The 26,914-nt window shown below is 71.9% G+C and carries 31 protein-coding genes and 1 pseudogene; 17 read left to right on the top strand and 15 right to left on the bottom strand.

Annotation, left to right across the window (positions count from 1 at the left end; translation table 11 throughout):
• Nucleotides 1–14 precede the first annotated feature (14 nt).
• Genes rutA through QRN49_RS13815 form a run of 7 tightly spaced genes read left to right on the top strand, consistent with a single transcriptional unit; the run spans nucleotide 15 to nucleotide 7,278 of the window.
• Nucleotides 15–1,115 (top strand): pyrimidine utilization protein A, encoded by a 1,101-nt coding sequence (gene rutA / locus QRN49_RS13845; protein WP_111030592.1) that lies wholly within the window; start codon nucleotides 15–17, stop codon nucleotides 1,113–1,115.
• Complete coding sequence (locus QRN49_RS13840; protein WP_111100389.1) at nucleotides 1,112–2,023, top strand: carbon-nitrogen hydrolase family protein; 912 nt, start codon at nucleotides 1,112–1,114, stop codon at nucleotides 2,021–2,023. The genes rutA and QRN49_RS13840 overlap by 4 nt, the downstream gene beginning before the upstream one ends.
• Nucleotides 2,020–3,663, top strand: a complete 1,644-nt coding sequence (locus QRN49_RS13835) for an amidase (RefSeq protein WP_284756430.1) — start codon at nucleotides 2,020–2,022, stop codon at nucleotides 3,661–3,663. The genes QRN49_RS13840 and QRN49_RS13835 overlap by 4 nt, the downstream gene beginning before the upstream one ends.
• A 43-nt stretch (nucleotides 3,664–3,706) precedes the next feature.
• Entirely contained in the window at nucleotides 3,707–5,164 is a 1,458-nt protein-coding gene (locus QRN49_RS13830) for an MFS transporter (RefSeq protein WP_284756429.1), read from the top strand.
• A gap of 46 nt (nucleotides 5,165–5,210) precedes the next feature.
• Complete coding sequence (locus QRN49_RS13825) at nucleotides 5,211–5,834, top strand: isochorismatase family protein (protein ID WP_111032737.1); 624 nt, start codon at nucleotides 5,211–5,213, stop codon at nucleotides 5,832–5,834.
• Nucleotides 5,831–6,463, top strand: a complete 633-nt coding sequence (locus QRN49_RS13820; RefSeq protein ID WP_262133755.1) for a TetR/AcrR family transcriptional regulator — start codon at nucleotides 5,831–5,833, stop codon at nucleotides 6,461–6,463. The genes QRN49_RS13825 and QRN49_RS13820 overlap by 4 nt, the downstream gene beginning before the upstream one ends.
• Nucleotides 6,460–7,278: a GntR family transcriptional regulator gene (locus tag QRN49_RS13815; protein ID WP_017886848.1), complete on the top strand. Its 819-nt coding sequence runs from the start codon at nucleotides 6,460–6,462 to the stop codon at nucleotides 7,276–7,278. The genes QRN49_RS13820 and QRN49_RS13815 overlap by 4 nt, the downstream gene beginning before the upstream one ends.
• Nucleotides 7,279–7,295: 17 nt before the next feature.
• Here the strand turns inward: QRN49_RS13815 and QRN49_RS13810 are convergent, their stop codons facing one another.
• The 3 genes from QRN49_RS13810 to QRN49_RS13800 all read right to left on the bottom strand — a co-directional run bounded on the left by QRN49_RS13810 (nucleotide 7,296) and on the right by QRN49_RS13800 (nucleotide 9,246).
• Nucleotides 7,296–7,526 (bottom strand): helix-turn-helix domain-containing protein, encoded by a 231-nt coding sequence (locus QRN49_RS13810; protein ID WP_071245067.1) that lies wholly within the window; start codon nucleotides 7,524–7,526, stop codon nucleotides 7,296–7,298.
• Nucleotides 7,526–8,137, bottom strand: coding sequence for a hypothetical protein (locus tag QRN49_RS13805; protein WP_284756428.1), 612 nt, complete (start codon nucleotides 8,135–8,137; stop codon nucleotides 7,526–7,528). Before QRN49_RS13805 ends, QRN49_RS13810 begins: the two co-directional genes overlap by 1 nt.
• Before the next feature lie 77 nt (nucleotides 8,138–8,214).
• Nucleotides 8,215–9,246, bottom strand: a complete 1,032-nt coding sequence (locus tag QRN49_RS13800) for a YeiH family protein (protein WP_163342821.1) — start codon at nucleotides 9,244–9,246, stop codon at nucleotides 8,215–8,217.
• A gap of 57 nt (nucleotides 9,247–9,303) precedes the next feature.
• Here QRN49_RS13800 and QRN49_RS13795 point away from each other — a divergent pair, with 57 nt between their 5' ends.
• Both QRN49_RS13795 and QRN49_RS13790 read left to right on the top strand, forming a co-directional pair.
• Nucleotides 9,304–9,987 carry a hypothetical protein gene (locus tag QRN49_RS13795; protein WP_284756427.1) on the top strand — a complete coding sequence of 228 codons (684 nt, stop codon included), beginning with the start codon at nucleotides 9,304–9,306 and terminating at the stop codon, nucleotides 9,985–9,987.
• Complete coding sequence (locus tag QRN49_RS13790; protein ID WP_284756426.1) at nucleotides 9,984–10,649, top strand: hypothetical protein; 666 nt, start codon at nucleotides 9,984–9,986, stop codon at nucleotides 10,647–10,649. Before QRN49_RS13795 ends, QRN49_RS13790 begins: the two co-directional genes overlap by 4 nt.
• On the opposite strand, the gene QRN49_RS13785 is transcribed toward QRN49_RS13790, so the two are convergent.
• Nucleotides 10,643–11,242 carry an LppP/LprE family lipoprotein gene (locus QRN49_RS13785; RefSeq protein WP_284756425.1) on the bottom strand — a complete coding sequence of 200 codons (600 nt, stop codon included), beginning with the start codon at nucleotides 11,240–11,242 and terminating at the stop codon, nucleotides 10,643–10,645. The two genes, QRN49_RS13790 and QRN49_RS13785, sit on opposite strands and share 7 nt — an antisense overlap.
• A 142-nt stretch (nucleotides 11,243–11,384) precedes the next feature.
• Here QRN49_RS13785 and QRN49_RS13780 point away from each other — a divergent pair, with 142 nt between their 5' ends.
• The 3 genes and pseudogenes from QRN49_RS13780 to QRN49_RS13770 all read left to right on the top strand — a co-directional run.
• Nucleotides 11,385–12,215, top strand: a complete 831-nt coding sequence (locus QRN49_RS13780; protein WP_284756424.1) for an alpha/beta hydrolase — start codon at nucleotides 11,385–11,387, stop codon at nucleotides 12,213–12,215.
• A gap of 146 nt (nucleotides 12,216–12,361) precedes the next feature.
• Nucleotides 12,362–12,706 carry a hypothetical protein gene (locus QRN49_RS13775; RefSeq protein WP_284756423.1) on the top strand — a complete coding sequence of 115 codons (345 nt, stop codon included), beginning with the start codon at nucleotides 12,362–12,364 and terminating at the stop codon, nucleotides 12,704–12,706.
• Between the two features lie 65 nt (nucleotides 12,707–12,771).
• A pseudogene (locus tag QRN49_RS13770) lies at nucleotides 12,772–12,885 on the top strand (DivIVA domain-containing protein); the annotation flags it as partial.
• A 99-nt stretch (nucleotides 12,886–12,984) separates the two neighbouring features.
• Here the strand turns inward: QRN49_RS13770 and QRN49_RS13765 are convergent.
• Both QRN49_RS13765 and QRN49_RS13760 read right to left on the bottom strand, forming a co-directional pair.
• Entirely contained in the window at nucleotides 12,985–14,349 is a 1,365-nt protein-coding gene (locus QRN49_RS13765; RefSeq protein ID WP_111032730.1) for an MFS transporter, read from the bottom strand.
• 247 nt (nucleotides 14,350–14,596) lie between these two features.
• Nucleotides 14,597–14,767, bottom strand: a complete 171-nt coding sequence (locus QRN49_RS13760) for a hypothetical protein (protein ID WP_259491478.1) — start codon at nucleotides 14,765–14,767, stop codon at nucleotides 14,597–14,599.
• 169 nt (nucleotides 14,768–14,936) lie between these two features.
• Between QRN49_RS13760 and QRN49_RS13755 the strand changes: the two genes are divergently transcribed.
• From QRN49_RS13755 to QRN49_RS13740, 4 genes are all read left to right on the top strand, one after another.
• Complete coding sequence (locus QRN49_RS13755; protein WP_284756422.1) at nucleotides 14,937–15,698, top strand: LamB/YcsF family protein; 762 nt, start codon at nucleotides 14,937–14,939, stop codon at nucleotides 15,696–15,698.
• Entirely contained in the window at nucleotides 15,695–16,327 is a 633-nt protein-coding gene (locus QRN49_RS13750; RefSeq protein ID WP_284756421.1) for a 5-oxoprolinase subunit B family protein, read from the top strand. The genes QRN49_RS13755 and QRN49_RS13750 overlap by 4 nt, the downstream gene beginning before the upstream one ends.
• Nucleotides 16,324–17,208, top strand: a complete 885-nt coding sequence (locus QRN49_RS13745; protein ID WP_284756420.1) for a 5-oxoprolinase subunit C family protein — start codon at nucleotides 16,324–16,326, stop codon at nucleotides 17,206–17,208. The genes QRN49_RS13750 and QRN49_RS13745 overlap by 4 nt, the downstream gene beginning before the upstream one ends.
• Nucleotides 17,209–17,271: 63 nt before the next feature.
• Complete coding sequence (locus QRN49_RS13740) at nucleotides 17,272–17,574, top strand: putative quinol monooxygenase (RefSeq protein ID WP_111024724.1); 303 nt, start codon at nucleotides 17,272–17,274, stop codon at nucleotides 17,572–17,574.
• 32 nt (nucleotides 17,575–17,606) lie between these two features.
• Here QRN49_RS13740 and QRN49_RS13735 read toward each other — a convergent pair whose 3' ends face one another.
• From QRN49_RS13735 to QRN49_RS13720, 4 genes are all read right to left on the bottom strand, one after another.
• Nucleotides 17,607–17,789 (bottom strand): hypothetical protein, encoded by a 183-nt coding sequence (locus QRN49_RS13735; RefSeq protein ID WP_027465973.1) that lies wholly within the window; start codon nucleotides 17,787–17,789, stop codon nucleotides 17,607–17,609.
• A gap of 62 nt (nucleotides 17,790–17,851) precedes the next feature.
• Nucleotides 17,852–18,913, bottom strand: coding sequence for a DUF2891 family protein (locus QRN49_RS13730; protein ID WP_245165121.1), 1,062 nt, complete (start codon nucleotides 18,911–18,913; stop codon nucleotides 17,852–17,854).
• Nucleotides 18,900–19,982: a DUF979 domain-containing protein gene (locus tag QRN49_RS13725; RefSeq protein WP_284756419.1), complete on the bottom strand. Its 1,083-nt coding sequence runs from the start codon at nucleotides 19,980–19,982 to the stop codon at nucleotides 18,900–18,902. Before QRN49_RS13725 ends, QRN49_RS13730 begins: the two co-directional genes overlap by 14 nt.
• Nucleotides 19,979–20,686: a DUF969 domain-containing protein gene (locus tag QRN49_RS13720; RefSeq protein WP_027465970.1), complete on the bottom strand. Its 708-nt coding sequence runs from the start codon at nucleotides 20,684–20,686 to the stop codon at nucleotides 19,979–19,981. Before QRN49_RS13720 ends, QRN49_RS13725 begins: the two co-directional genes overlap by 4 nt.
• 97 nt (nucleotides 20,687–20,783) lie before the next feature.
• Here QRN49_RS13720 and QRN49_RS13715 point away from each other — a divergent pair, with 97 nt between their 5' ends.
• A complete protein-coding gene (locus tag QRN49_RS13715; protein ID WP_284756418.1) occupies nucleotides 20,784–21,428 on the top strand; it encodes a GntR family transcriptional regulator in 645 nt (214 codons plus the stop codon).
• A gap of 82 nt (nucleotides 21,429–21,510) precedes the next feature.
• On the opposite strand, the gene QRN49_RS13710 is transcribed toward QRN49_RS13715, so the two are convergent.
• The 5 genes from QRN49_RS13710 to QRN49_RS13690 all read right to left on the bottom strand — a co-directional run bounded on the left by QRN49_RS13710 (nucleotide 21,511) and on the right by QRN49_RS13690 (nucleotide 26,892).
• Nucleotides 21,511–22,089: a TetR/AcrR family transcriptional regulator gene (locus tag QRN49_RS13710; RefSeq protein ID WP_284756417.1), complete on the bottom strand. Its 579-nt coding sequence runs from the start codon at nucleotides 22,087–22,089 to the stop codon at nucleotides 21,511–21,513.
• A 55-nt stretch (nucleotides 22,090–22,144) separates the two neighbouring features.
• A complete protein-coding gene (locus QRN49_RS13705) occupies nucleotides 22,145–22,684 on the bottom strand; it encodes a hypothetical protein (protein ID WP_284756416.1) in 540 nt (179 codons plus the stop codon).
• 110 nt (nucleotides 22,685–22,794) lie between these two features.
• A complete protein-coding gene (locus QRN49_RS13700) occupies nucleotides 22,795–23,571 on the bottom strand; it encodes a phosphate ABC transporter ATP-binding protein (RefSeq protein ID WP_228513776.1) in 777 nt (258 codons plus the stop codon).
• 98 nt (nucleotides 23,572–23,669) lie between these two features.
• Entirely contained in the window at nucleotides 23,670–24,716 is a 1,047-nt protein-coding gene (locus QRN49_RS13695) for a sortase (RefSeq protein WP_284756415.1), read from the bottom strand.
• A gap of 109 nt (nucleotides 24,717–24,825) precedes the next feature.
• The gene (locus QRN49_RS13690; RefSeq protein ID WP_284756414.1) at nucleotides 24,826–26,892 is read right to left on the bottom strand and encodes an Ig-like domain repeat protein; all 2,067 of its coding nucleotides are present in this window, start codon (nucleotides 26,890–26,892) and stop codon (nucleotides 24,826–24,828) included.
• Between the last annotated feature and the right edge of the window lie 22 nt (nucleotides 26,893–26,914).

Here is a 26,914-nt window from a genome sequence, read left to right as displayed (position 1 = left end):
AAAGCGAGTCCCCCATGGACATCGGAGTCTTCATCCCGATCGGCAGCAACGGCTGGCTCATCTCCACCACCTCGCCCCAGTACAAGCCGTCGTTCGACCTGAACCTCGAGATCGTGCAGAAGGCCGAGTCGTACGGCTTCGACTTCGCCCTCTCGATGATCAAGCTGCGCGGCTTCGGCGGCCCGAGCGGCTTCTGGGACGAGAACCTCGAGTCCTTCACCCTGATGGCCGGTCTCGCTGCCCGCACCGAGCGGATCCGCCTGTTCGCGACGACCGCCGTCCTGACCATCCCACCGGCGATCGCGGCACGCATGGCGGCGACCGTCGACTCGATCTCGCACGGCCGCTTCGGGCTGAACCTGGTCGCCGGGTGGCAGAAGGCGGAGTACGACCAGATGGGCCTCTGGCCGGGCGACGAGGTGCACTTCAAGCGCCGCTACGCCTACCAGACCGAGTACATGCAGGTGATGAAGGAGCTGTGGGAGACCGGCCGGAGCGACTTCCACGGCGAGTACTTCCAGATGGACGACTGCCGGATGCTCCCGCGGCCGACGTCGCACATCCCGATCGTCTCGGCCGGCCAGTCGTCGCAGGGCATGGCGTTCGCCGCGGAGTACTCGGACTACAACTTCTCGATGGGCGTCGGCGTGAACACCCCGACCGCCTACGCCGAGCAGAACCAGGCGCTGCTCGAGGCCCGCGAGAAGACCGGCCGCGACGTCGGCTCCTACGTGCTCTTCATGGTCATCGCCGACGAGACCGACGAGGCCGCCCAGGCGAAGTGGGAGCGGTACAGCGACGGGGTCGACGTCGAGGCCATCGCCTGGATGACCGGCCAGGCGCTCACCGACGCCGAGGGCGAGGAGGGCAACACGGCCAAGCGGATCTCGCTGCCCGAGGGCGCCGTGAACATGAACATGGGCACGCTCGTCGGCTCCTACGAGCACGTCGCGGCGATGCTCGACGAGGCCGCGGCGGTCGAGGGCACGAAGGGCATCATGCTGGTGTTCGACGACTTCCTGCAGGGGATGGACGACTTCGGCACCCGCATCCAGCCGCTGATGCGCACCCGCGAGGGCGTGGCGTCGGCTGCTCCGAGCGCGGTCACCGCATGAGCGCCGCAGCGAGCCGTCCGGTCATCGAGGTCGCGGTCGTCCAGGCCGGCGAGGTCCCCGCCGACCACGACGTCGCCCTCGACGAGCTCATCGCCCTGTTCGAGGAAGCCGCCGTCGGCGCCGACCTCGTCGTCTTCCCCGAGCTCTGCACCACGCCCTACTTCTGCGGCGTGGTCAACGACAGCCGGAAGTCCTGGGCACAGCCCGTCCCCGGTCCGGCGACCGCCCGCTTCGCGAGTGCGGCGAAGCGTCTCGGCACCGCCGTCGCCTTCGGTCTCTACGAGGACGCGGGCGATGCGCAGTACAACAGCGCGGTGCTCATCGACGCCGACGGCACGCTCGTGCAGGGCACCGACGTGCACGGCGACCGTGTGGCGTCGTACCGCAAGACCTCGATCCCGACGAACGCGATCTCCGACGTCGACGAGAAGCACTACTTCGAAGCCGGTTCCGGACCGGTCGTGTTCGACGCCCTCGGCACCCGCTTCGGCATGCTCATCTGCTACGACCGGAGCTTCCCGGAGTACTGGCTCGCGTCACGGGCCGCTGGCGCCGAGGTGATGCTCGTGCTCGTGTCCTCGATGGGCTTCCGCGAGACCCTGTTCACCCAGGAACTGCAGGTCCGCGCGCTCGAGACCCAGACCTGGGTCCTCGCCCCGAACCGCGGCGGCGAAGAGACCGTCGACGGCAAGACCGTCAGCTACTTCGGTCGGTCCTCGGTCGTCTCACCACGGGGTGACCTGGTCGTCTCGGCTCCGGCCCACCAGGCGGGGCCGATCATCCGGGCCACCATCGACGTCGGCGAGGTCGCGGCAGCCCGCCGGGACTTCCCGCTCGGACGTGACCGGCAGCCCGGGGTGTTCCGGTACCTCGCCGACGCCCACGCAGCGGCGGCGGTCCCCGCGTGACGGACGTCGCCGCCCTGGTCCGCGGCACCATCGCACCGCAGCTCGACCGCGCGCTGGCCGCCAGCCGTGCGAACCCGTTGCCCGCCGCCCCGTCGGCGCTGCCCGCGGAACCGGCCCACAGCGCGCAGCTGTTCGGCCGGCTCCTCGACGCAGCGGTCGACGGAGCCCCGGCGCCGACCGCTGCCGGTCCGGACGACGACCTGGCGGCGTCCCGGGCAGCCGCCGACCCCGCCGCCGCCTCGGTCGTCGAACTCCTTGCCGCGTACCGGTCCGGCACCACGACCCCGTCCGAGGTCCTCGCCGCACTCGCCCCGCACTGGACGAGCGACGACGTCTGGTCCGACGCCGTCCTGCGCCTGGTGCACGGGGCCGAGGAAGCCGCCGCCGAGTCCACCCGCCGCTGGGCGGACGACGACGCCCGGCCGCTCGAGGGGATCCCGTTCGCCGTGAAGGACATCATCGACGTCGCGGGGACGATCGTCACGAGCGGCTCGCTCCAGACCGGTGACCGTGTGGCCCCGGCCGACGCCACCGTCGTGGCCCGGCTCCGCGCCGCCGGCGCGATCCCGGTGTTCACGGCGGCCACCACCGAGTTCGCCTGCGGCGGGCCGCACAACGCCCGGTACGGGGCCGTGCGGAACCCCTGGGACCCCGAGCGCTGGACCGGTGGCTCCTCGACCGGGTCGGGTTCGGCGCTCGCCGCCCGGATCGTCCCGCTCGCGCTCGGGTCGGACACCGGCGGGTCGATCCGCGTGCCGTCCGCCCTCTGCGGGACCACCGGGATCAAGCCGACCTACGGGCTCGTGCCGCGCACCGGGGTCGCGAGCCTGTCGTGGACCCTCGACCACGTCGGACCGATGGCACGCACCGCGGAGGACCTCGCGCTCGTCCTGCGGGTCATCGCCGGCTCCGACGGCCAGGACCCGACGACGTTCCCCACCGTCCCGCTCATCGAGGCCGCGCCGGAACGGGTCGAGGGGCTCCGGATCGGGGTCCCGCTCGGCTGGTTCACCGAACGCGTCGACCGTGCCGTGCTCGAGGCACACGCCGCAGCGGTCGAGCGGTTCCGCGAGCTCGGTGCGGCGCTCGTGCCGATCGAGTTCGACGACCTGGAGTCGATCGACTCGGAGTGCTGGACGGTGTTCTACGGTGAGCTCGCCGCGAACCAGGAGGCCAACGCCGGCACGGCCGACCTGTTCGACGCCGGGACCCGCGCCCGGTTCGACGTGTCGTTCCTGCCGACCGCTGCCGACTACCTCCGGGCACTCCGCCGTCGCCCGCTCGTGCAGGCCGCGATGGTGACCCGGATGGACGAGGCCGGCGTCGACGTGGTGCTCACCCCCGGGATCGGCGCCACCGCCCCGCGACTCGACGACCTGACGATGTCGGTCGACGGCGAGCGCTTCAACCTGCACGACGTGATCCCCCGGAACACCCGGCTGTTCGACTACGTCGGGTTCCCCGCGCTCATGATGCCGGCGGGCACCGCGCCGGACGGTCTGCCCGTCGGCGTGCAGCTCGTCGCGCGGCCGTGGGACGACCGCCTGGTGCTGTCCGCAGCGGCCGCCTTCCAGCGGATCACGACGCACCACCGCACGGTGCCGTCGTCGTCAGCCGTGCGAGGGCCGAGCGATCGGTAGCCGCACCGTCGACGACGGCGCCGCCCGGCGACGCGCCTGGCAGGTGCTCTGCGCGTCGAGCCTCAGCGTCGTCCTCGTCTTCATCTCCTCGAGCGCACTCCTCATCGCGCTCCCCGACGTCAGCCGCGACCTCGATGCCAGCGCCGTGCAGTCCAGCTGGGTGCTCCTCAGCTACATGCTCACCACGACCACCCTCATCCTGGTCTTCGGGCGCATCGCCGACCTGGTCGGTCGTCGCCGCCTCTACATCGCCGGGATCCTCGTCTTCCTGCTCGCCTCACTCGCGTGCGGATTCGCCCCGGACGCGGCGGTGCTGCTCGGCGCCCGACTCGTGCAGGGGGTGGGCGCGGCGGCGATCGTCACCAACACGACCGCGCTGCTCACCGACGTCTTCCCGGAGTCGATCCTGTCGCTCGGCCTCGGTCTGAACGCCACCGTCGCCGCGGTGGGGCAGGTCATCGGTCCGGTCGTGGGCGGGCTGGTCGCCGAGTCGTTCGGGTGGCGCTGGATCTTCCTCGCCGGCGTGCCGATCTCACTGGCCGGACTCATCTGGTCGCTCCGGCTGATCCCGCACAGCACGCGTCCCCGTTCCGGCGAGCGCCTCGACGTGCCCGGGTCGGTCCTGTCCGTCGCCGCCGTCGGACTGCTCGTCGGTGCGGTCTCGACCGGCGGCTCGGTCGGCTGGTCGGCCGTCCCCGTCGTCGCGATGACCGCCGGCGCGGTCGTGCTCGGCGGAGTGTTCGTGTGGACCCAACGCCGGGTCGCGCACCCCCTGGTCGACCCGGCGATCTTCCGCGACCGCACCACCATCACCCTGTTCTCCGCCGCCGGGCTGTGCGCCCTGTCCAGCTACGCACTGGTCCTGCTGGCTTCCCTGTCGTTCCAGGCGGTCGACGGCAAGGACGCCGTCGACGCCGCCCTCTGGGTGCTGCCCACGCCGATCGGCACGACGGTCGCGGCGGTGAGCGCCGGGTTCCTCGCCCGCCGGGTCGCCGCGCGGACGCTGTCGACCATCGGCATGCTCCTCATCGCGCTCGGCGCCGCGGTGCTCGCGGTGTCCCTCGCCGACGGCGACGCCTACGCCGTCACCGCCACCGGCCTCGGCGCCGTCGGGGTCGGCACCGGCGTGTTCATGACGCCGAGCACGTCGGCACTGATGACCCGCGTCCCGGAGCACCGCCGCGGCATCGCGAACGCGATCCGTTCGGCCCTGCAGAACGCCGGTTTCCTGTTCTCGACGGCGCTCGGCCTCGCGATCGCGACGGGCGGCCTGTCCGCGGCCCAGGCGGCTGCGGCCTACGACGGCAGCCTGCTCAGCCTGCCGTCCGGCGACGTCCAGGTGTTCGTCGACGGCGTCCGCGCCGCGGCGCTGACGTTCGCCGGCTGCGCGGCCCTGGGGGCGCTCATCGTCGCGTTCGGTCCGTTCGGGCCTCCCGACCGGGAGGCGCCACTCCGCCCCGACAGGTCGGGTCCCCTCCCCGAGCCGGGGGCGTCCACGTGACCGTCCCCACCCTGGCAACGACCACCCACGACGGAAGCAGGACGCCATGACCGACGACCACCAGGACTACGCGGCAGCCGGCTTCACCGGCACGCTCCGCCCAGGACGACGCGCTGCGCTCGTCGTGGTCGACCCGGTCCGCGCCTACGTCGACCCCGACTGCGGGCTCTACGCCGGCGTCGAGGAACCCGTCGAGCGGATGCGGGAGCTCACCACCGCTGCCCGCGCCGCCGGGGTGCACGTGGCGATCACGACGATGGCGCTCTCCGCCGACGGGTCCAACGCCGGCGTGTTCTTCCGCAAGGTGCCGGCACTCGCCGCGTACCTGCCCGGCGCGTCCACGGGAGCGTTCGTCGACGGGCTCGAACCCCTCGACGGCGACACCCTGGTGCCCAAGCAGTACCCGAGCGCGTTCTTCGGCACGTCGCTGGCCGCCGACCTCGTCGCCCGCGGCGTCGACACGCTCTTCATCGCGGGGCTGTCGACGAGCGGGTGCATCCGCGCGACGGCCACGGACGCCATGCAGCACGGGTTCGTCCCGATCGTCGTGCGCGAAGCCGTCGGCGACCGGCTGCCGAGCGTGCACGAAGCCAACCTGTTCGACATCGCCGCCAAGATCGGCGAGGTCTGGCCGATGGACCAGGTCCTCGAGCACTGGGACGCGGCATGAGCACCACGACGCGCATCGAGGCGCCGGTCCGGGGCCGGCCGCGGAGCGCTGCCGTCGGCGAGTCCGTGTACACCGCGTGCGTGGAGATCCTCGTCGAGGGCGACCCCCGCGCATTCACGATCCGGGCCGTGGCCGACGCGGCCGGCGTGGGTGCGGCGACGATCTACCGGCGGTGGTCGAGCAAGGAGGTCCTGCTCACCGAGACCGTGATCCGGCTGATGGAGGAGCACATCCCGACGGTGCAGGACGCCCCGATCGCCGAGGGCGTCCTGGGGCTCACCCGGGGATGGGTGCACGCCCTCGTCGCGACGCCGGTCGGTCGGGCGCTCCCGCTCATCGTGGAGACCGCGTCGCACGAGCCGCGGGTCGCCGAGGCCGTCGCCGAGTGGCACCTGGACCGGCGGCTGCGGGTGAACGCGATGCTGCAGCGGGCGATGGACGCGGGCGACCTGCGACCGGACGTCGACCTCGGCATCGCCGTGGACCTGCTCGGCGGGCCGACGTTCTACCGACGCGTGTTCGTCTCGCTCGACATCCAGGCGCCCGACTACCCGGTGCGGCTGGCCCGGGAGTTCCTGCGGTGGGCCGGTTGGACCGGCGACCTGTCGACGGTGGGGGTGACCTCGTGACCGGGACCGTGCCGGAGGGGTTCGCCCCGTCCGCTGCCTGGACCGACATGGGGGTCGGGACGACTCCGTCGGCACCGGGTCACTGGATCGGGTTCAACAGACGATCCGACGCGGCCCGCCAGGTGTCCGACCTGATCCGGGCCGACATCGTCGCGGGGCGGTTCACCGGGCCGCTGCCGTACGAGTGGGAGCTGCTCGACCTGTACGGCACGACGCGGAACGTCCTGCGGGCTGCCCTCGCGTTGCTCAAGGAACAGCGGCTGCTCACCCGTGCGCCGCGATCGGGCACGTTCGGTGTGCGGCCCGTCGCCTCGGTGAGCCTGGCACGCACGTCCGACGAGGTCACGATCTACGGCGAGACGGCCGGGGGCAGCGTGTTCGAGTCGCCCCGGCTCAGCATCGTGCACCTGTGCGTGCAGCAGGTGACCGCGCCGGAGACCGTCCGGCGCAACCTGGAGATGACCGGCAGCAGCGCGTTCTTCGTCGAGAGCCTCATCTCGTTCGACGGCGAACCGAGCCGGGTCCGGACGAGCTGGGTCCCGCACGAGCGGTTCCCCGACCTGGTCGCGGAACCGCTGACCGAGTACGTGCCGGATGTACTCGTCAGGAAGGCCGGCGCGAGGCCGGAGGCACGACGGTTGCTCCTGAGCACCGTGAACGCCGACCAGTGGACGGCCGACCTGCTCGACATCGATCCCGGCCAGGCGATCTTCCACATCGAACGGTTGATGTGCCTGGCCGATGGGACACCCGTCGAGTACGGGTTCTCGCGGTACCGCGGCGACCGGGCGGTGATCGACTCCCGGATCACGTGAGGCACGAGCGGTGATCGTCAGTCGGTGCGCACCGAGAAGACGTCGCCCGGCTGGCAGCCGAGCACCTCGCACAGTCGGGTGAGGGTGGAGAACCGGATCGCGCGGGCCCGGTTGTTCTTGAGCACCGAGAGGTTGACGACGGTCACTCCGACGCGGTCGGCGAGCTCGGTCAGGGTCATCCCGCGCTCGGCCAGCAGGTCGTCGAGGTGGCAGACGACCGCGTGGCCGTCCTCCTGTTCCGGGGGCATCAGACCAGCCCGGCCTGGTCCCGCACCATCCGCTGCGAGGCGGTGAGCGCGAACCGGAAGCAGACGACGACGAGCAGGCCGAGGTACACGGGCAGGAACTGGTGGTCCACCACGGGCGTGGGCAGGTACCCGTCCCATCCGAGCCCGGACACGACCCAGTTCCACCCCATCCGGCGGACGAACGACGGCAGGAACCCGGCGGCCAGCACCGCGCCGCCGAGCCAGTCGAGGATCCGGGTGGTCGAGCGGTCGAAGAGCCCGCCGCGTGAGATCTTCCAGGCCACCGCCGCGACCAGGGCGATGAGGGCGCTGACGAGCAGGGCCTCCAGGGCGTCGCCGACGCGGATGTACCCGATCGCACCACCCGGCACGTCGGCGATCGGTGCCCGGAGCACGAGCTGGTCGGACGTCACCGTCGCGCCACCCGGAGGCTGTGGGACGGCACTGGTCTCGCGGATCCGGATCGGCACCGCCACCGTGCCCGAGGTGATCGAGTGGACGAGCTGTTCGACGTACCGCCAGACGACGAACACGATGCCGATCGCACACGAGACGACGTAGGCCAGGTAGGAGTTCCGCCCGCGGGGCGGTTCGTAGACGGGCGTGGTCATGGCTGCTTCCCCTGTCGATCATCGATACCATCGAATTTCGATGCAACGATAAACGATAGGTCCGATGCGGGCAACCCCTACAGCAGACCGAAGGCCGCCTGCATGCCCAGGCTCGTCCCCGCCACCAGGACCCACAGCGCGATGCCGAGCAGCATCGGCCGGAACCCGGCTCGGCGGAGCGCGGCGAAGTCCGTCGAGCAGCCGATCGCGGCGAGCGCCACCGTGATGAGGAACGAGGCGGCGGTCGCGAACCCCGGCGCCACGGACGCAGGCAGGACCCCGACCGTCCGGAGCAGCACCACCACGAGGAACCCGATCAGGAACCACGGCACCAACCGGAACACACGGAACCCGCGACCCGGCCCAGAGGCGGGGGCGAGCTGCTCGCGGGAGGCGCGGCGGGCCTCCAGTCCGGCCAGCCCGATGACGATCGGGATGATCATCAGGGTGCGCACCAGCTTCACGACGACCGCGGTGTCGGTCGCCTGGCGGCCGTAGACGGTCGCCGTGGCGACGACGGACGACGTGTCGTTCACGGCGGTGCCCGCGAAGACGCCGAAGGCGTGCTGGCTGAGGCCCAGGGCGTGCCCGAGCAGCGGGAAGGCGAAGACGGCCGCGATGTTGCAGAGGAAGATCGTCGACATCGCGTAGGCCACGTCCGCACTGACCGCACCGATGACGGGTGTCACGGCGGCGATCGCCGAGGCGCCGCAGATGCCGGTCCCGACGCCGATCAGGGTGCGGAGTGCGCCCGAGACCCGGAGCAGCCGGCCGATCCCCCACGCGGCCACCAGGCAGACGACGAGCGTCGCGAGCATCACCGGCAGGGTCTCACCGCCGATGCGCAGGACCTCACCGATGGACAGCTGCGCGCCGAGCAGGACCACGGCGAACTGCAGGACCCGGCTGGACGAGAACTTCACGCCGGGAGCCAGCGCGGCGAGTGTGCCACCGGTGCGGCGCCGGACGAGCCACCCCACGACGGCACCGATCAGGACGGCGGGGACGGGGCCGCCGACGACCGGGACGACCCGGCCGACGAGGGTGGCGACGATGCCGATCGCCACGGCGAGGGCGACACCGGGTGCGGCGGCACGGACGGACTGCATGGGAACAGCATGTCGCGCCCGCGGACGATCCGTGGCCGTGACGGGCAGGATGGCAGGGTGGAGTACTCGGGGGAACGCTGGGTGCAGCGGCTGCGCGACGGGGAGATGCCGAAGCGGTGGCCGTTCTTGCTCGGCTTGGCGATCGTGACCGCGGCCGGTGGCACCGGGGTCGTGTTCTCGATCACGCACCTCGACGCCTTCCTGCACTCGGATGCACGCCGTCCGTTCGCCGTGCCGCTGTTCTCGGTGATCCTGCTCGTGCTCGGCCCCGTCGCAGCCGTCCTCTCGCGGACGCGCGGCCGGAGCGACCGACGGATCCTCGCGAGCATCCGTCGGCACGGTACGACGCCGCGCTTCCACCTGCCCGTCGTGCGGAGGGGCGAGTACACCCTCGACGACTTCCCCGAGCCGAGACCCGAGATGTGGACGGTCGATGCCGCTGGGCTGCACGCGTGGTCGCCGGAGCGGGAGACTCCGGTGTTCGACCTGGAGTGGAGTGCGGTCCACTCGCTCGAACTCGCTTCGGCAGAGGTCCGTGGGCAGCGGGTGGACACCGGCATCTGGATCATCACCGAGGACGTCGGGCGCTTCACCCTGCAGCCGCGGCCAGCGATCGGACGGCCCTTCGGTGCCAGCGCGACGAAGATCCACATCGTGATGCAGGTGCTCCGGTCGCTGCGCCGGGAACTCGGGTCCCAGCAGGACGCCGGGCGTCCTGGTCGGACACGGACCGAGCGATGACCCCGGCGGACGAGCCCTGGGTGCAACGGCTGCGCGACGGGGAGATGCCGAAGCGGGGGCCGGTGCTGCTCGCGGCGGTCGTCACCACGGCGGTGGGGCTCGCCGCGCTCGTCGCCGAGTTCGCGTTCCCGGGCTTCCTGCGCGGCATCGACAGCGCCCGGACACAGGGGTCGTTCGTGCTGTGGCCGATCGTGGTCGCGGGGTTCGGGGTGCTGCTGGCCGTGTCGACGCTGTCCGCCGGGCGAGGCGACCGCCGGACGCTCGCACGGATCGGAGCGGGCCGGGCACCTCGGTTCCACCTGCCCGTGCTGACGTCCGGCCTGCGCACCTCCGACGACTTCCCGAAGCCCCGCCCCGAGGTCTGGACCGTCGACGAGTTCGGCCTGCACGCGTGGGCACCGTCACGGGACGCGCCGGTGTTCGACCTGCCGTGGGCACGCATCCTGCGGTTCTCCGTCGCGACGAGGGAGTCCCGCGGCCAGCGAGCCGACTTCGGCGTCTGGATCAGCACGACCGACGGTGACGACGTGGTCGTGCAGCCACGGTCCGCCCTGGGACGTGGGTTCGAAGCCGGACCGGACAAGCTCGACACCCTCGTACGGGTCCTCCGCACGCTGCAGCGGGAGCTCGGCGTGGGTTCCGCGCCGGCCGACCGTCACTGAGCGGGCGGGGTGTCCCCCGTCATCTCGACGCGGCCGGTCTCGTCGTTCCAGGTGAAGGTGGCCGTGGTGCGGCCGGAGGGCGCTGCGTTCGGCTCGCCGGCCTTTGCGAACCGGTAGGTCACCGTGACGGCCGAGTCGCTCTGTCGTTCGACGGTCGGCTCGAAGGCATACTGCTGGGCAGTGGCCGTGCCGAGGTACCGGCCTTCGTGGAACAGCAGGATCGCGTACGGGGATCCTGCTGTTCCGAACTCGGGTGCGACCACGGACCAGGACAGTGGCGCGCAGGCGTCGTAGCCGGAGTAGTCGGCGTTCGCGGCGTCCCACTTCGCATCCTCGAGTCCGGCGGGCAGCGGCAGGGACGCGATGCCATCGGCCGCAGCCGCGGCACCGCTCGACGGCCCGCAGGTCGGGGTGGGGGTGGGCGTCGGCGTCGGGGGCGGCGTGCTCGCGGCGTCGGAGGGCGGGGCGGTGACGGTCTCGGTCACGGTCGGGGTCGCCGCACCGCCGTCCGCTCCGTCCGCGCCGGAACACCCCGTCAGCAGCGCGGCCAGGGTCGCAGTGGTCAGGAGCAGGGCGGCTCTCGTCAGGCGCATGCCTCCACGCTGCCTGCCCGGCCGAGCGGTCGCCCGCATCGTTACCGGGCCGTGTCCCTCCCGGCGCTCCGAAAGCACGCCGGTTCGAGCGCCGCGAGCCTGACTCCCGCCCGCGGCCTGCGACACTGCTCCCATGCGGGGGATGCACCAGGACACGATCGAGGTCGCGGACGACAGGATCGACGGACCGCACGGACCGGTCCCCGTCCGGCGGTACCGACCGCTGGACCGGAGCGCCGGCACGGGCGCCCCGACCCTGGTCGGGGTGCACGGCGGCGGGTTCTTCCGGGGCGACCTCGACCTGCCGGAGTCCGACGCCGTCGCACGGGCGCTCGCCGAGCGCGGGCTGCCGGTCGTGACCGTCGACTACCGCCTCGGACCGCTGCCCGGACTGCCCTGGCTCGGCCGGGGTGGACCACGTGGGCGTCGACGGGCGCCCCACGCGCGGGACGAGATCGTCGCCGTCCTCCACCACCTGCACGACGAGGCGCCGTCCGCCGGCCTGCTGCTCGGTGGGGCGAGCGCCGGTGCGTGCCTGGCGGCATCCACGGTCGCGACCGCCCCGCCGCTGGTCGGCCTCGTGCTGACCTACGGGTTCTTCCACGCCCGACTCCCGCGCGACCGGGCGCTGCAGCGACTCGTCCGAGGCCACCGGCGGCTCACGCACGCGCCGCTGCTGCTCGACCTGAGCAACCGGGCGTACGCGGGCGGCCGCCCCACTGCGGTCTACCCGGAGTCCGACGACCTCGGCGGGTTCCCCCGCACCCTGCTGATCGACGCCGAGCGGGACGTCATGCGCGCGTCGGGCGAACGATTCGCGGACGAGCTCGCGGCCGCGGACGTCGAGGTCGAGGTCGAACGACACGTCCTGCCGGACAGCCGTCACGCGTTCCTCAACCGACCCGGCACGCGGGACTTCGACGACACGATCGAACGCATCGTGGACTGGGTCGACCGGACCCCCATCCGCTGAACGCTCATCCATCTGCGAACGGCGGACATCCGGGGACGCCACGCCCGCGGCGGACGTACTCTGGAAACGGAAGCAACGGCGGTTCCGAATCCCCTTCGCCACGCTCCTTGCCGTGGCGTCTCACCACCGTGACGAAGAGTTCCATCGTGACCGAACACCTCATCGAGTACGTCGCCCGCGACCGCACGGGCATCACCGCCGTCGTGACACCGACCGGTGTCATCGACGTGGACACCGTGATCCAGCACATCCGCGCCGGCCACGCGGGGTACTACGTGGCTGCCGACTCGTGGAAGCGCACGCCGGTCCGGAGCATGTCCTTCATCGGCGGGACCTACCTGTTCGCGAACTGGGACGGGTCGAAGCGGAACATGCTGCACGACCTGGCCTTCCGCTCACCGACCCGTTCGATCGAGACGCCTCACCAGCCGGAGTCGCGGTTCTCGCGGTTCCTCGACGCGCTGTTCGGCAGGCGCTCACCGCAGCTCTGACCCCCGGCAACCCGCCCGTGACACCATGGCAGGGCCACGAGAGGCGCCAGCAGAAGGGGGAGGACATGCTCGCACGAGAGGTGGCGGACAAGCGGTTCCGGCCGACGAAGTTCCGCGAGGGGTACGACCAGGGGCAGGTCGACGGCTTCCTCGACGAGGTCGTCGTCGCACTGCGACAGCACGGCGCCCGCTGAAGCGGCCACGTGCGGTGCAGGTGACCACCTGGAGGCGCGGCGTGCGTCGCGGACGCGGGTCGCGCCTCCAGGCGGTCGCGTCGGTCAGCGGACCGACTTGATGGGCAGGATCACGAGGGCGCCGAGGATGACGGCGACGCCGGCACCCCAGAGCATGAGCGTGTAGTTCTGGCCGCCACCGATCCCGAGCAGGAACAGACCGACGGCGGGGGCGAGTGACTGCGGCAGGGCGTTCGCGATGTTGATGACACCGAGGTCCTTGCCGGGGCGCTCCGGGTCGGGCAGCACGTCGACGACCAGGGCGGTGTCGATGGCGGCGTAGATGCCGAAGGCGAAACCGAGGACGATCTCGGCGAAGTAGAACCCGCCGACGCTGTCGACGTGGGCCAGGATCACCAGGCCGACGGCGGTCATGGCCGTCGAACCCCAGACGAAGACCTTGCGACGCTGGATCCGGTCGGACACCCAGCCGGAGACGGCCGCACTGACGAGCAGGGCGATCGTGTACAGCAGCACGCCGAACGCGACGACCCCCACCGCTTCGCCCTGCGGGAGCCCGATGCGGTCCTGCATGTACAGCAGGCGGTACGTCGTGAACATGAACGTGCCGAAGGTGATGAGGAAACGGCCCCACCACGCGAGCCCGAAGTCGCGGTGCTTGATCGGGTTCGTCCAGAACGAGCTGATCAGGTTGATCCAGCTGAAGGGCTTGACCGGCGTCGTCGGCAGGTCGTCACGGGCGACGAACGAGTACACGAGGACCGCGACGATCGCCAGGACGCCCGGTGCGATGAACAGGACCGGCAGGTTGCCGACCAGGTACACGGCCAGGTAGAGCCCGGCCAGGATCGCGATGTTCTGCGCCAGGGCGATGACGCTCGAGGCCTTGCCGCGCTGGAACTCCGGCACGTTGTCGGCGAAGCTCGCCGTCAGCGTGGACAGGACGGCGTTGGCGGAGACCTGCGCCAGCACCCAGGCCAGGGTGAGCTGCAGCACGTCGGGCGAGAACGCGAGCCAGGCGAGGGAACCGACGAAGACGACGACACCGCCGACCATCCAGGGGCGGCGACGGCCCCACCGCGTGCGGGTGCGGTCGGAGAGCGCGCCGAACAGGGGGTTGGCGAACAGGGCGCCGAGCGCTCCGAACGGCAGGACCGAACCGACGACGGTCTCGGGGCTCGTCGGGTTCAACTCCGTCGCCTTGATCGACATGCTCACGAAGACCGGGGTGAGCAGGGCGACGAACAGGCCGAACTGGGCGAAGCTGAGGCCCCAGAGGTACCCCCGACCCACCCGGACGGTGCTGACGGACTGCGTGATGCCCTCGACCGAGAACGCTCGGGACGCCGCGGCGTCCGTGGCGGTGGCTCCGGCGGCTGCGGTGACCGCTGGGGACGCGGTCCCGGCGATGCCCCGCGTGGGTTCTTCCTTCGACGTCGGTGTCGACATGACTCCTCCTCGAGTCACAGGGGGCTTCGGTGCCCGCTGAATCCCTAGTGCTGCTAGGTGATCGGGACTGTAGCACCGGAAACCTCGTGTCGGAAGGTTTTGCGCTGTTTGTTTCGTCGGGTGCGGACGGATGCGTGAGGATGCGTGCGGACGCGTGCGGATGCGTGCCGACGCAGAACGACACCGCCGTTGTCGGAGGACAACGACGGTGTCGTTCTGCATCGACCCGCAGGCCGGAAAGGAGCCGCTAGTGCTCGCCGTCCTCTTCCGGGTTGAAGTGCGAGTCGTCGCCCGCGTGCCCCGCGGCCAGGCCGTCGGGGTTGTTCGGGATGGTGTTGTCGTCGCCGAGGCCGCCCGGCTTCTCGGTGCCCTCCGAGTCGTTCTTCGGGGCGTCGTGCGTGTTGTCACTGTCGGTCATGAGCTGCTCCAGTGCAGAGATCGATCCGGCAGCACTGCCGCCGGTGGTACTGAGTACTCGGACAGTACGTGGCGCACCTCGGAAACCGCCGTCCGACCGGGGGAAGCGGATGACAGGGACCGGGGTGATCGGTAGATTGTTCAACAACCCGCGACGACAGGGAGCACCCGTGACGACGATCGACCTGAACAGCGACCTGGGCGAGGGCTTCGGAGCCTGGGCCATGGGCGACGACGCCGCGATGCTCGACGTCGTCTCGAGCGCCAACGTCGCCTGCGGGTTCCACGCCGGCGACCCGACGATCATGCTCGCCACCGCCCGCGCCGCCGCCGAGCGTGGTGTGGCGATCGGCGCGCACGTGGCCTACCGCGACCTGATCGGCTTCGGCCGCCGGCCCGTGCACGTCACCCCCGACGAGCTGTACGCCGACGTCGTGCACCAGCTCGGCGCGATGGCCGCCACCGCGCACGTCGCGGGCACTGCCGTCACCTACGTCAAGCCGCACGGCGCTCTGTACAACACCGCCTGCGCCGACCCGGTGCAGGCCGAGGCCGTCGTCCGCGCCGTGACCGACGTCGACCCGTCCCTCGCCGTGCTGGCGTTGCCCGGTTCGGAGCTGCTGCTGGCGGCCGAACGACACGGGCTCCGCGCGGTGAGCGAGTCCTTCGCCGATCGCGCCTACGAACCCGACGGCTCGCTGGTGTCGCGGAAGCAGCCGGGGTCGGTGCTGCACGACCCGGACGAGGTCGCAGCCCGGGTGCTCCGCATGGTCACCGATGGTGTCGCGACCGCCGTCGACGGGTCCGAGATCGCCGTGCGTGCCGACTCGGTCTGCGTGCACGGCGACTCCCCCGACGCGGTGGCGATGGCTCGCGCCATCCGAGCGCTGTTGACCGAGCACGGCGTGACGATCGCGCCCTTCGCACCGTGACTGGCCCGGAGGTCCGCTCCGCTGGCGGCACCGCACTCCTCGCCACGTTCGGGTCGCTCGGCGACGTCGTCGCCTTCCGCGCCGGGCTCGCACAGGCCACTCTGCCGGGGCTGACCGAGGTCGTCTCCGGTGCCCGGACACTGCTGCTCCGGTTCGACCCGACGACGACGGACGCCGGGCGGCTCCGCTCCGAGCTCGCGCAGGTCAGCCCGGTCAGCGCAGCGCTCGAAGCGCACGACACTGAGCCGCTCGTCATCCCCGTCGCCTACGACGGCGAGGACCTCGACACCGTCACCGAACTGACCGGCATGCGGCGCGACGAGCTCGTGGCGTGGCACACCGGGCAGCTCTGGACGAGCGCGTTCTGCGGCTTCGCCCCCGGCTTCAGCTACCTCACCGGCAGCGATCGCCCGCTCGACCTGCCCCGCCGCAGCACCGCCCGCACGGCCGTCCCGAGCGGCGCCGTGGCGTTGGCCGGCGAGTTCAGCGCCGTCTACCCGCGGACATCGCCCGGCGGCTGGCAGCTCATCGGCCGCACCGAGGTGCCGATGTGGTCCCTCGAGCGCACGCCCCCGGCGCTCGCGCCCGCCGGCACGCTCGTCCGCTTCGTCGTGGCGGGTGCGGCATGACCGCGCTGACCGTCGTGCAGGTCGGCTACGGCGCAACCACGCAGGACCTCGGGCGCCCGGGCTTCAGCGACATGGGCCTCGGCGCGGCCGGAGCAGCCGATCGCGGCTCCGCGGCACTCGCCAACCGGCTGGTCGGCAACCGTCCCGACGCGGCCGTCCTGGAGGCCCTGCTCGGCTCCGTCACGCTCCGCGCCGACGCGTACGTGGTCGCGGCCACCACCGGCGCGGCCTGCCCCGTCGAGGTCGAGCGGGCGGACGGATCGGTCCGCGGTGCCGCCTCGCACGAGGTGCTGCTGCTGGCCCCGGGCGACACGCTCCGGGTCGGCACCGCGACCGTGGGCCTGCGCACCTACGTCGCGGTCCTCGGGGGCTTCGCGGTCGACCCGGTGCTCGGCAGCCGCTCGTGGGACTCCCTCGCGCGCCTCGGTCCGCCGCCGCTGTCGGCCGGTGACGTCCTGCTCGTCGGTGACGCCCGGGTGTCGTGGCCGATCGTCGACGCGGTGCCGCAGCCCGAGCCGCGGTGGCCCGACGAGCCGGTCGTGCTCGACGTGGTGCCCGGACCGCGCGACGACTGGTTCACCCCGGAGTGGCGCACGACCCTGACCGGCCAGGACTTCTCCGTCAGTGCGGACAGCGACCGCGTGGGGGTCCGCACCACGGCCGCGACGCCGCTCGCCCGCTCCGTGGCACGCGAGCTGCCGAGCGAGGGCGTCGAGACCGGGTCACTGCAGGTACCACCCGAGGGCTTCCCCGTGCTGTTCCTCGCCGACCACCCGGTGACCGGCGGTTACCCGGTCGTCGCGGTCCTGACACCGTCGGCGATCGACCTCGCTGCGCAGCTCCGTCCGGGCGATCCGCTCCGGTTCCGCATCCTCGGCTGACCGACCCGGAACAAGCGCAGGGGGTCAGGGGTTGGCTTGGACACCGCTGACGAAAGGTTCCCCATGTCGATGACCGTCCTGCTCGAGGTCCAGTTCCAGAGCGACGCCCCCGAAGACGCACTCCAGGGTGCGATCCGCGAGACGCTCGAACAGACCGCGTCGTTCCACGGCCTGGAGTCGCTCGAGGTCCTGGTCGACGACGAGGACCCGGCGCGCATGGTCGTCGTCGAGTCGTGGACGACCGCCGAGGACCACGACACCTACGTGGCCTGGCGTGCGACGCCGGAGGGCGCTCCGGCGATGGCACCGTTCCTCGCCGCGACTCCGGTCACCCGCACCTTCGCGCGGACTCTCCCGCTCGACTGAACGGACGCCGAAGCTGACAACGGCGCGATCGCTCAGATCGTGTCGTCGTCGGTGTCGAGCGGCACCGGTCGGTCGTCGTCGGGGAGCAGTTCGTCGTCCGCGTCGTCGACCACCGGCAGGTCGTCGGGGTCGAGCACGGTCGGCTCCGGTTCGTAGTCGGTCTCCTGCGCCTCGCGGAAGTCGTCGAGGGTCTCGTCGTCCTTCGGATCGCTCATGGCCCCGAAGGTACCTCCGGATCCTCGACGTGTCCGCAGACGATCAGCGCTCCCGACGACGGTCAGCGAGCGGCGTGCTCCCGGGCCTCCATCGCGTCCCAGGCGAAGCTCGCCAGCCAGTGGGTGGAGTAGTACTCCTCGCCCACGCTCGCCGCGAGACCCGAGACCAGCAGCCGGTCGGCCGCGTCGTCGAGCAGGTCGGCGATGCCGGTGCCGGAGTCGTCCGGGCCGCCGGCGCGGAGTGCGTCCGCGATGCGCCGGGCCGATCCCGCCCGCGACAGGTCGAGCCCGAACAGGTGCACCTGCTGCGGGTCGTTCTCGTCACGGACCACCGTCGATCGCAGGATCGCGTCACCGGGCTGCACCGCGGCGAAGAAGCCGCGCGCCCACGTGGCGAACTCCGGGGCGGGCAGCACCGCCCGCATCAGGTCGGCTTCGGCGAGGCCCGCGGACAGGAAGTCGTGCCCGCTCCGCTCCCAGGCGAACGGCCACCCGGCGTCCGCGCCGAACCAGTCCTTCGCAGCGCCCTCGACCGCTGCCGCCAGGGCCGGACGGTCGAGCGACCGGGCGGCCTCGAGCACGAGCAGCAGCCCGAACGCCGAGTTCGAGTGCACGCCGTGCCGGACGGGGTGCGCGGCGCCGTCGATCCACCGGACGACCAGGTCTTCGAGGACGTCGACGACGGGTGCGAACCCCGGTGCGAGTGCCCGGACGGCGGGCGCCTCGGACGCCGACACCTCGGCGGCGAGCCGGGCGAGCCAGGCCCAACCGTAGGGGCGCTCGTAGTGCGGCGTCTCGCGCAGGTAGGCCGCCTCGGTCGCGAGGTGATCCGTCGTGAGGTGCGCCTGCAGGATGGAGGTGAGCCGGGCCTCCAGGTCGGTGGGCAGGCCGTGCGCGACCAGGCGCGCCGCGAGCCAGTGCATGTGCACCGACGAGTGCCAGTCGTACGACGTGGCGAAGGCGGGGTGGAGCTCGACGGGCAGAGCCCGGTCGTCCGGTCCGGACGTCGCGTGGTGCGCGGCGTACGGGTACTCGCGGGTCGTGTTGTCCGCAGCGACGGCCGCGAAGCGGTCGGCCCAGGCAGCCCGGGTCAGGTCGATCGGGGCGGCATCAGAATGCGACAAGGTACATGACTCCCATGTTGACGACGAGCAGGATGGCGGCGGTGGGGATCTGCGCCTTGATCGGGCCGTACTTGTCCCGCATCTCGAGCAGGGCGGCCGGCACCAGGTTGAAGTTCGCGGCCATCGGGGTGACGAGCGTGCCGCAGAAGCCGGCGAGCATGCCGATCGCGAAGATCGCGGCGGGGTTGCCGTCGAAGCCCTGCACCAGGACGGGCCAGCCGATCGCGGCCGTCATGATCGGGAACGCGGCGAACGCGTTGCCCATGATGATCGTGAACAGGGCCATGCCGAGGCAGTAGACGACCACGGCGGCGAGCAGCGAGCCGTCGGGCAGGACCGACTTGATGATGGTGCCGACGGCGTCACCGACGCCCGCCTGGGTGAAGACGATGCCGAGCGTCGAGAGCATCTGCGGCAGCAGCGCCGCCCAGCCGATCGCCTGCAGCAGGCGACCGCCCTCACGGATCGGGGTGGCGATCTTCGGCGGGCGCAGGACGAACACAGCCACGACCACGGCGAGCACCGAACCGATGCCCAGGCCGGTCAGGGTCGCACTGCCCTCGGCGAGGAGCGGTTCGCCGCCGAACGAGACGAGCGGGCCGAGCGTCGCGACCAGCACGGCGACCACCGGCACCACGAGGGCCGGGATGAAGAGCCGGTTGCCGTACTTCGTCGCGAACGCGGCGCGCTCGTCCGGGCTGGTGGTGGCGAGCACACTCGTGCTGCCGCTGCCGGCGTCCGTGATCTCCTGCGTCACGCCGGTCGGTTCGGCGGGGCCGGTCTCGGCACCCGTGCCGGCGCCGGGGATGCTCGCGACCCGGGTGCGGCTCGTCGTCCCGGTGAAGCCGAGTCCGGCGAGCGCGACCATCACGAGGACGGCGATCCCGAGCGTCCAGGCCGGCACGGTGCCGGCGGCGACGAAGGTGCCGGTGAAGAACGACAGGCCGAGGATGCCCCAGAACGCCGCGTTGCCCAGGCGCTTCGCGTGCGCGGTGTCGGTGACGATCAGGACGGCGACGGCGATGAAGAACGCGCCGATGAGCCAGTAGAGCCATTCGCTGGTGATCACGCTGCTGCCCCCAGGGTCGGGGCGTCGGCACGGGCGTCCGCCGCCATCTTGTCGAGTCGGCGGTCGAACAGCAGCAGGCGTCCGCCGTGCACGATGAGTGCCGCGATGCCCGTCGGGATCGCCCACAGGGCCAGGTCGATCGGTTCGAGCGACAGCCCGTAGGTCGAGTCGACGAACGTCGTGATGAGCAGGATCGAGCCGACCGCGACGAAGACGTCCTCGCCGAAGAACACGCCGACGGTGTCCGATGACGCCGAGTAGCCCTTGATCTTCTCGCGCATGCGGTCGTCGATCCGCCCGTACTTCTTGGTCGCCGCACCCTCGGCCATCGGGTAGACCAGCGGGCGCACGGTCTGCGCCGGGCCACCGATGCTGGTCAGACCGACCGCAGCGGTGACCTGCCGGATCACCAGGTAGCCGGCGAGCAGACGACCCGTCGTCAGCTTGTCGAGCTTCGCGATCAGGCGCTTCGCCTGGTCCTGCAGGCCGTAGCGCTCGATCAGGCCGATGACGGGCAGGACGAGCGCGAAGGTCGTGACGGACCGGCTCGAGGCGAACCCGTTGCCGAACGCGTCGAGGATGCCGACGGGACCGATCCCGCCGATGGCCGCGGTCACGATGCCCGCGACCGTGACGACGAGTAGCGCGTTGATGCGCAATGCGAAGCCGACGATGACGACGGCGACGCCGATGAGGACGAACATGCGGGACAGTCTGGACCGCATTGTTCAACAATCGCAAGAGCCGGTTCTGGTCTGTAACACGCCCTTCACAAACGCCACCCGTGCCAGGATCGGTGCCATGACCCGAACCGTCGGCGGCGCTGACTCCACGGCCACGCGGTTGCGCACCATGATCGCGTCGGGTGGGTTCTCCCCCGGGGCGCAGCTGTCCGAGGAGCGGTTGAGCGACCAGCTCGGGGTCTCGCGGAACACCCTGCGCGAGGCCTTCCGGCTGCTCGCCCGCGACCGTCTCGTCGAGCACGTGTTCAACCGCGGGGTGTTCGTCCGCCGGCTCTCCGCCGCCGACGTCACCGATCTCTACTCGGCTCGGCGGGTGCTCGAAGAGGCAGCCGTCCGTGCCTGCACCCCCGACGCACCGGCACTCGCCGAGGCCGCCGCAGCGGTCGCCGACGCCCGGGCAGCCGCGTCCGCGGGCGACTGGGGCGCGGTCGGCACCGCTGACATCCGGTTCCACGCCGAGCTCGTGCGCGCGGTGCCGAGCGAGCGGATCCACGCCCTGATGGACGGCCTGCTCGCCGAGATGCGGCTCGCCTTCCTGACCACCGCGGACCCGGCCTCGTTCCACGCCGACTTCGTCGAACGCAACGAGGCGATCGTGTCCGCGTTGCGCGGTGGCGACCAGGACGCCGCCTCGGCGCTGCTCGCCGACTACCTCGACGACGCGGAGCGCACGCTGCGGGTCGCCGCCGGCGCAGCCGACTGAGGGACGACCAGGAGGCCCGGTGCGGCTCCGCCCCGCACGCGCGGTCCGAGCGCGCTCACGCTGGCGCCCGCGGATCGCTCGGTCAGGACTTCCCGCCGAGCAGGGCCGCGACCGCGTCGACCACGACCTGGCGACGCCGCGGCGGCGTCACGGCCTGCACCAGCGGCTCGTACTCCGGAGCGGTCGCACTCCAGAACGCCGCGGTGTGCAGGACGAGCCCGAGGAGCACCGCCGGACGGAACGCCCGCGGCAGGACCCCGGCGCGCTGGGCGTGCTCGACCTCGGCCACCGCGTCGGCGTAGCTCGCCGCGACGGACTCGAGCGGGACCTCGGCGCGCTCGAGTCGGTGCCAGGTCGCGAGCCGCTGGGCCCAGGGACGACGGACGTACGAGTCGTGCACCCGGCCGGCCCAGCCGGCGAGGTCGGCGGTGTCGAGTGGAGCCTCGGCGAAGGTCTCGGTCACGGTGTCGGCGACGAGGGCGTCGAACAGCCCCTCCTTGTTGCCGAAGTAGTGGAAGACCTGCGCCTTGTTGCTCGACGCCGCGGCACCGATCCGTTCGACCCTGCCGGCGGCCAGTCCGACCGCGGCGAACTCGTCCCGCGCGGCGAGCAGGAGCCGGGCGCGCATCGCGTCAGCGGCTGGGGGCGTGAATCGAGCCATGGCGACCACCGTACCGATCACGCAGCCCGCAGCGCTGGAGTGCACCGCAGCAGCTTCAGGCCCGCTGTCTCCGCACAGCACTCCAGAGGACCAGCGCAAGCGTCAACAGGACGCCGGCGACCACGGCCCCCTGGACGAGGTCCGCGAAGCCGCGCTGCAGATCGTCACCCGTGACGAGGATCGCGCCGACCAACGCCGCCGTCACCGCGAGCACGATCGACCGGGCTCGCAGGCTCCCGTCCGAGCGACTCACGGCGGCGTGGATCGCCACGAACGGGACCGGGAAGAGCGCGGCGAAGGCAGCCGAGCCGTCGAAGAAGAGGAGTCCGATGAGCAGCCCTGCCCCGAGACCGATCGACAGCACCACCCAGTCCGACGTGGAGATTTCGGCCCTTGAGGCGCCTCTGCGCCGACGCCGACCGGGCAAGAGCGGCAGGGCGCAGACGGCGCCACCGACGAGCAGGAACACCCCCGGATCCCACGACGCCTCGTTCGGAGCGCTCAGCATCGAGGCCCCGAGCGCCATGCTGGCGATCAGGATCGCCCGGACCCCACTCCGCCGCATCTGCTCGATCGCTCGGTTCTGATGTTTCACATCCCCGACCGTACTGCCCGGACAGGCGTGACGGGCGCGCGCAGGTGCGGTGGTCGCGACCACCGCCGGACAGGAGGCCCGGTGCGGGTCGGCACCGCGCCTCCCGTCCGTCACCCGAAGCGACCGTTGACGTAGTCGGCGGTGCGCGGATCCTGCGGTGTCTGGAACATCGCGTCGGTCGGGCCGTGCTCGACGATCGCACCGGGTGTCCCGGCCTCGGCCAGGAAGAACGCGCAGCGGTCGGAGACGCGCTGTGCCTGCTGCATGTTGTGCGTGACGATGACGATCGTCACGTCGGTGGCGAGCTCCGTGATCGTCTGCTCGATGCGCCGGGTCGACGTGGGGTCGAGGGCGGAGCACGGCTCGTCCATCAGGAGCACCCGCGGACGGACGGCGAGCGAACGGGCGATGCAGAGCCGCTGCTGCTGCCCTCCGGACAGACCGCCGCCGGGTTGCCGAAGGCGGTCCTTGACCTCGTTCCACAGGCCCGCCTTGGTCAGGGTCTCCTCGACGAGCGCGGCCTTCGCGGCCTTGTCGAGCCGCACGCCCGTCAGGGCGAGTCCTGCGAGCACGTTGTCCTGGATGCTCATCGCGGGGAACGGGTTCGGCTTCTGGAACACCATGCCGATCTGCCGCCGGGCCTCGGTGATGCGTCGGGACGCGTCGTAGATGTCGACGTCGTCGAGGAGCACCTCACCCGCGAGCGACGCCGTGGGGACGAGCTCGTGCATGCGGTTGAGCGTGCGGAGGAACGTGCTCTTGCCGCAGCCGGACGGTCCGATCAGGGCGGTGACCTGGCCGGCCGGCATGGTCAGCGAGACACGGTCGAGCACCTTGTGGTCGCCGAACCAGGCGGAGACGGATCGGGCGTCGAGCGTCGCGGGCAGGGTCGACGGATCCGGTGCCGGCGGCACGCGGTCGAACCAGCTGTCGAACTCGGCGAGGAGGGTTTCGGTTTCTGTTCCGGGCATCGTGGTCTCTTCGGTCACATCAGGTTGGGCAGGAGGACGGTGAGCTGGGACGCCGCGGAGAGCCCGACGGCGAGCACCACCGGGACGGCGACGACGAGTGTCTGCCGACGGCCCCAGAAGCGCATCCCGACCGCGAACAGCGCGACCATGCCGGCCAGGACGATCAGGCCGAGCACGAGGAACGGCCACACCGAGCCGTCACCGGCCATCGTCAGTTCGGCGGGGGCGAGTGCGGCGTAGCCGAACGACGGCGTCGGGGTGGGAGCGGCCTTCGAGACCAGTTCGGCGTCGACGCGGACGACGGAGTCGGGCAGGAACGGCAGCCCGGCGGCGGAGACCAGGGTGAGCCGACCGTCGCCGGCCTCGAGCGGCGCGGGGACGTGGTCGCCGGTGCGGCGGACGTCGACGACCCGGTACTTCGCGGTCCCCTGCCCCGTCGTCGCGGTGATGACGGCGCCCTTGTCGAGCTGGTCGATGCGGCCGAAGGGGCCGCCGTAGGCGGTCTGGCGCCCGTAGACGACGCTCGCGCCGACCTGACCGGGCAGCGGGGTGTCCCGACGGTGGCCGGGACCGGAGCGGGTGGTCTCCGACGTGGTGCCCTGCAGCACGACCGTGTCGAGGCCGAGTGCCGGCACCCGGACGATCGCGACGGGGGTGCCCTCGGGCACCAGGCGCCCGTCGGTGCCGGTCTGGCCGACGGGGGCGGTGGCGTTGGCGAGCTGGTAGCGGAACGCGTCACGGGCGAGCTGCTGGTCGCGCGAGTACGTGACCTGCGACACGGCGGTGAACTGCAGCGCGAAGCCGACGAGCAACAGCCCGACGACGACGATCGCCGACCCGCTGAACCGCCAGCGGTCGGGGGCGCCGAGGACCGGGATCGCCCGGGCGGCGGGGCCGGCGGACTCGTGGGACCAGCCACTGACCGGCCGGGTCGGACGCCGGGTGCGGGACGGACGGAGCGCCCGGATCGGCCGCCGCGTCCGGACGGCGCGACGGCGGCCGCTCGCGTCCGGTTCGCCGGTGGGTCGCCGGCCCGGCAACCAGGAGGTGAAGCTCGTCATCGATCCGTCCGTCGGGGTGTTCGGGGTGTGGTGTCTTCGGGGGTGGGGTCTTCGGGGTGGGGCACCCGGCCGGTCCTCGCGGACCGGCCGGGCTGGGGGGGGGGGGGGACTAGCGGGTGATCTTCACCGAGGACGAGGTCCGCGCGGTGTTCCAGAGGGAGTCGCCGCCGTAGACGACGGTCAGCTTGTGCGTGCCGGCCTTGAGACGCGGGAGCGAGACGGTGCCGCGCCCGGTCTTCGACAGCGACACCGAGGCGAGCGTCTTGCTGCCCTCCTTGACGGTGACCTTGCCGGTCGGGACCACGCCGGTGCCGCTCACCGCGACGGTGACCTTGGCGTGGGACTTGGCGGAGACCGACTTGACCTTGCCGGCCTTCACGGTCGGCGCACCCTTGGCAACCTTCACCGTCGAGACGGCACTCGTGGCGACCGTCCCGCCGGCCGTGGCCGGGGTGTAGGTGGCGACGAGACTGTACGAGGTGCGCTTCGGGACGAACGAGACCGAGGCGGTGGTGGCCCCGGCGGCGACCTTGGCGGTGCCGACGGTCTCCGTGCCGTTCCCGATCGTGACGGTGCCGCCCGTGGCGTTCCCGCCCGTGATCGTCGTGGTGACCTTGGCGGTCTTGCCGACCGTCAGACGCGGGACCGTCATCGTGACGCCGGTCGCGGCCGAGACGGTGACCGTGGACGCCGCCGAGGTGCTCGACGCGACGCCGGCGAGCGCCGGGATGAACAGCGCGTTGACCGAGGCCGTGCCGCTGGGCAGGGTCACCGGGGCGGTGACGCTCTTCGCGCCCTTGGCGATGGTGCCGGTCCCGACGACGGTGGAGCCGTTCAGGAACCGGACCGTGCCGCCGCCGGTGCCGAACGAGTCGACGGAGACGGTGGCGCTGACGGGCTTGCCCGCGACGGCCTTCGCGGGGATCGACAGGGCGGTGGTGCTCAGCGACGCGGGGAAGGCACGCAGCTGGGCGTAGCCGCAGGTGGTGGCGGCGTTGGTCGCCGGCTCCGGCAGGAACCCGTAGGCGGCGATGGTCGCGGTCTGCTTGCAGACGAGCGAGTCCTTGCCGACGAACGCCTTCGCGATCGCGCTGGACGGGTCGTCCGCCAGGCGCGACGGGACGATGTTGTAGACGTCACGGACGAAGCCGGCGTACGCCGGGTTCGTCGCGTAGGCCTTGCCGCTGCCGGTGGTCGCCGCGGTCTGGCTGCCGGCGGTCTTGCCGAGGTCGGCGAGCGTCACGCCGTGGCGACGGTCGGTGACCCCGCCGACGCCGTTGGCCTGCGCCACCCACTGGCTGACCGAGAACGGGGCGATCGCGAGCGTCGAGCCGGTGTCGGCCGCGACGACTGCGGTGCCGTCGTGCTCCTCGATCGGCTTGCCTGCCGAGGTGTCGGAGACGAAGGAGTTCGTGCTCGTGAAGCCCGAGGCGTCGGTCAGACCGAGCTGGCCGAGGAAGTAGCTGCGGGTGCCCGAACCGAACTTGGGCAGGAGCGGCTGGATCTTGGACGCCTTGGTGCCGTCCGGACCCGTCGCGCTGCCGCCCACAGAGTTGTAGGTGCCGTCCGCGTTGAAGTACGCGTAGGACACGTCACCGCGGTAGACGTTCCAGAGCGTCGGGGCCGTCTTGGCCTGCGTCCCGTCCCCGATGAAGAAGGGCACCTTCGCCAGCGGGCTGCCCGGCGCGTAGGCGACGTCGACCGCGTCGCGGGCGAACGGCACGTACGCCAGGACGCCGTCGGCCGACTGGTCCTTGGCGGCCGGGCCGCTCGACGAACGGGCGAAGTCGAGCTGGCCGACGACGGACTCGTCGATCGTCGTGCTCGTGCCGTCGGCCAGGGCGACGCCCGACTTGTTGGCGACCGCACCGACGGAGACGAGCAGCTCGTCACGGCCGGCACCGGAGCCGGAGACGCGCGGGATGGCCGCTCCGCCGGATCGCGTGACGACGGTGGGGCCGGCGTTCGTCGCGTCGTACGAGGCGATCTGGTTCCCCCCGACCGCTGCGGCGACGCCGTTCATGACGTCCTGGGTCGTGTCCGAGCCGAGGCCGACGAGCTTGCCGAACGCGTTCCCCGCGGGGTCGGCCTGGGCCGCCGGCACGGAGAGGGCACCGACGATCAGCGCGGCTGCACCGAACGTGACTGCCGACTTGCAGAAGGTGTTGACCTTCATGGCTGGTGTTTCCTTTCGTGGG

This window comes from Curtobacterium sp. ME-Dv--P-122a (assembly GCF_030209645.1).
GTDB classification, from domain to species: Bacteria; Actinomycetota; Actinomycetes; order Actinomycetales; family Microbacteriaceae; genus Curtobacterium; species Curtobacterium flaccumfaciens.
Note: the sequence above shows the minus strand (reverse complement) of the source record. Positions and strands in the feature narration are given on the sequence as shown.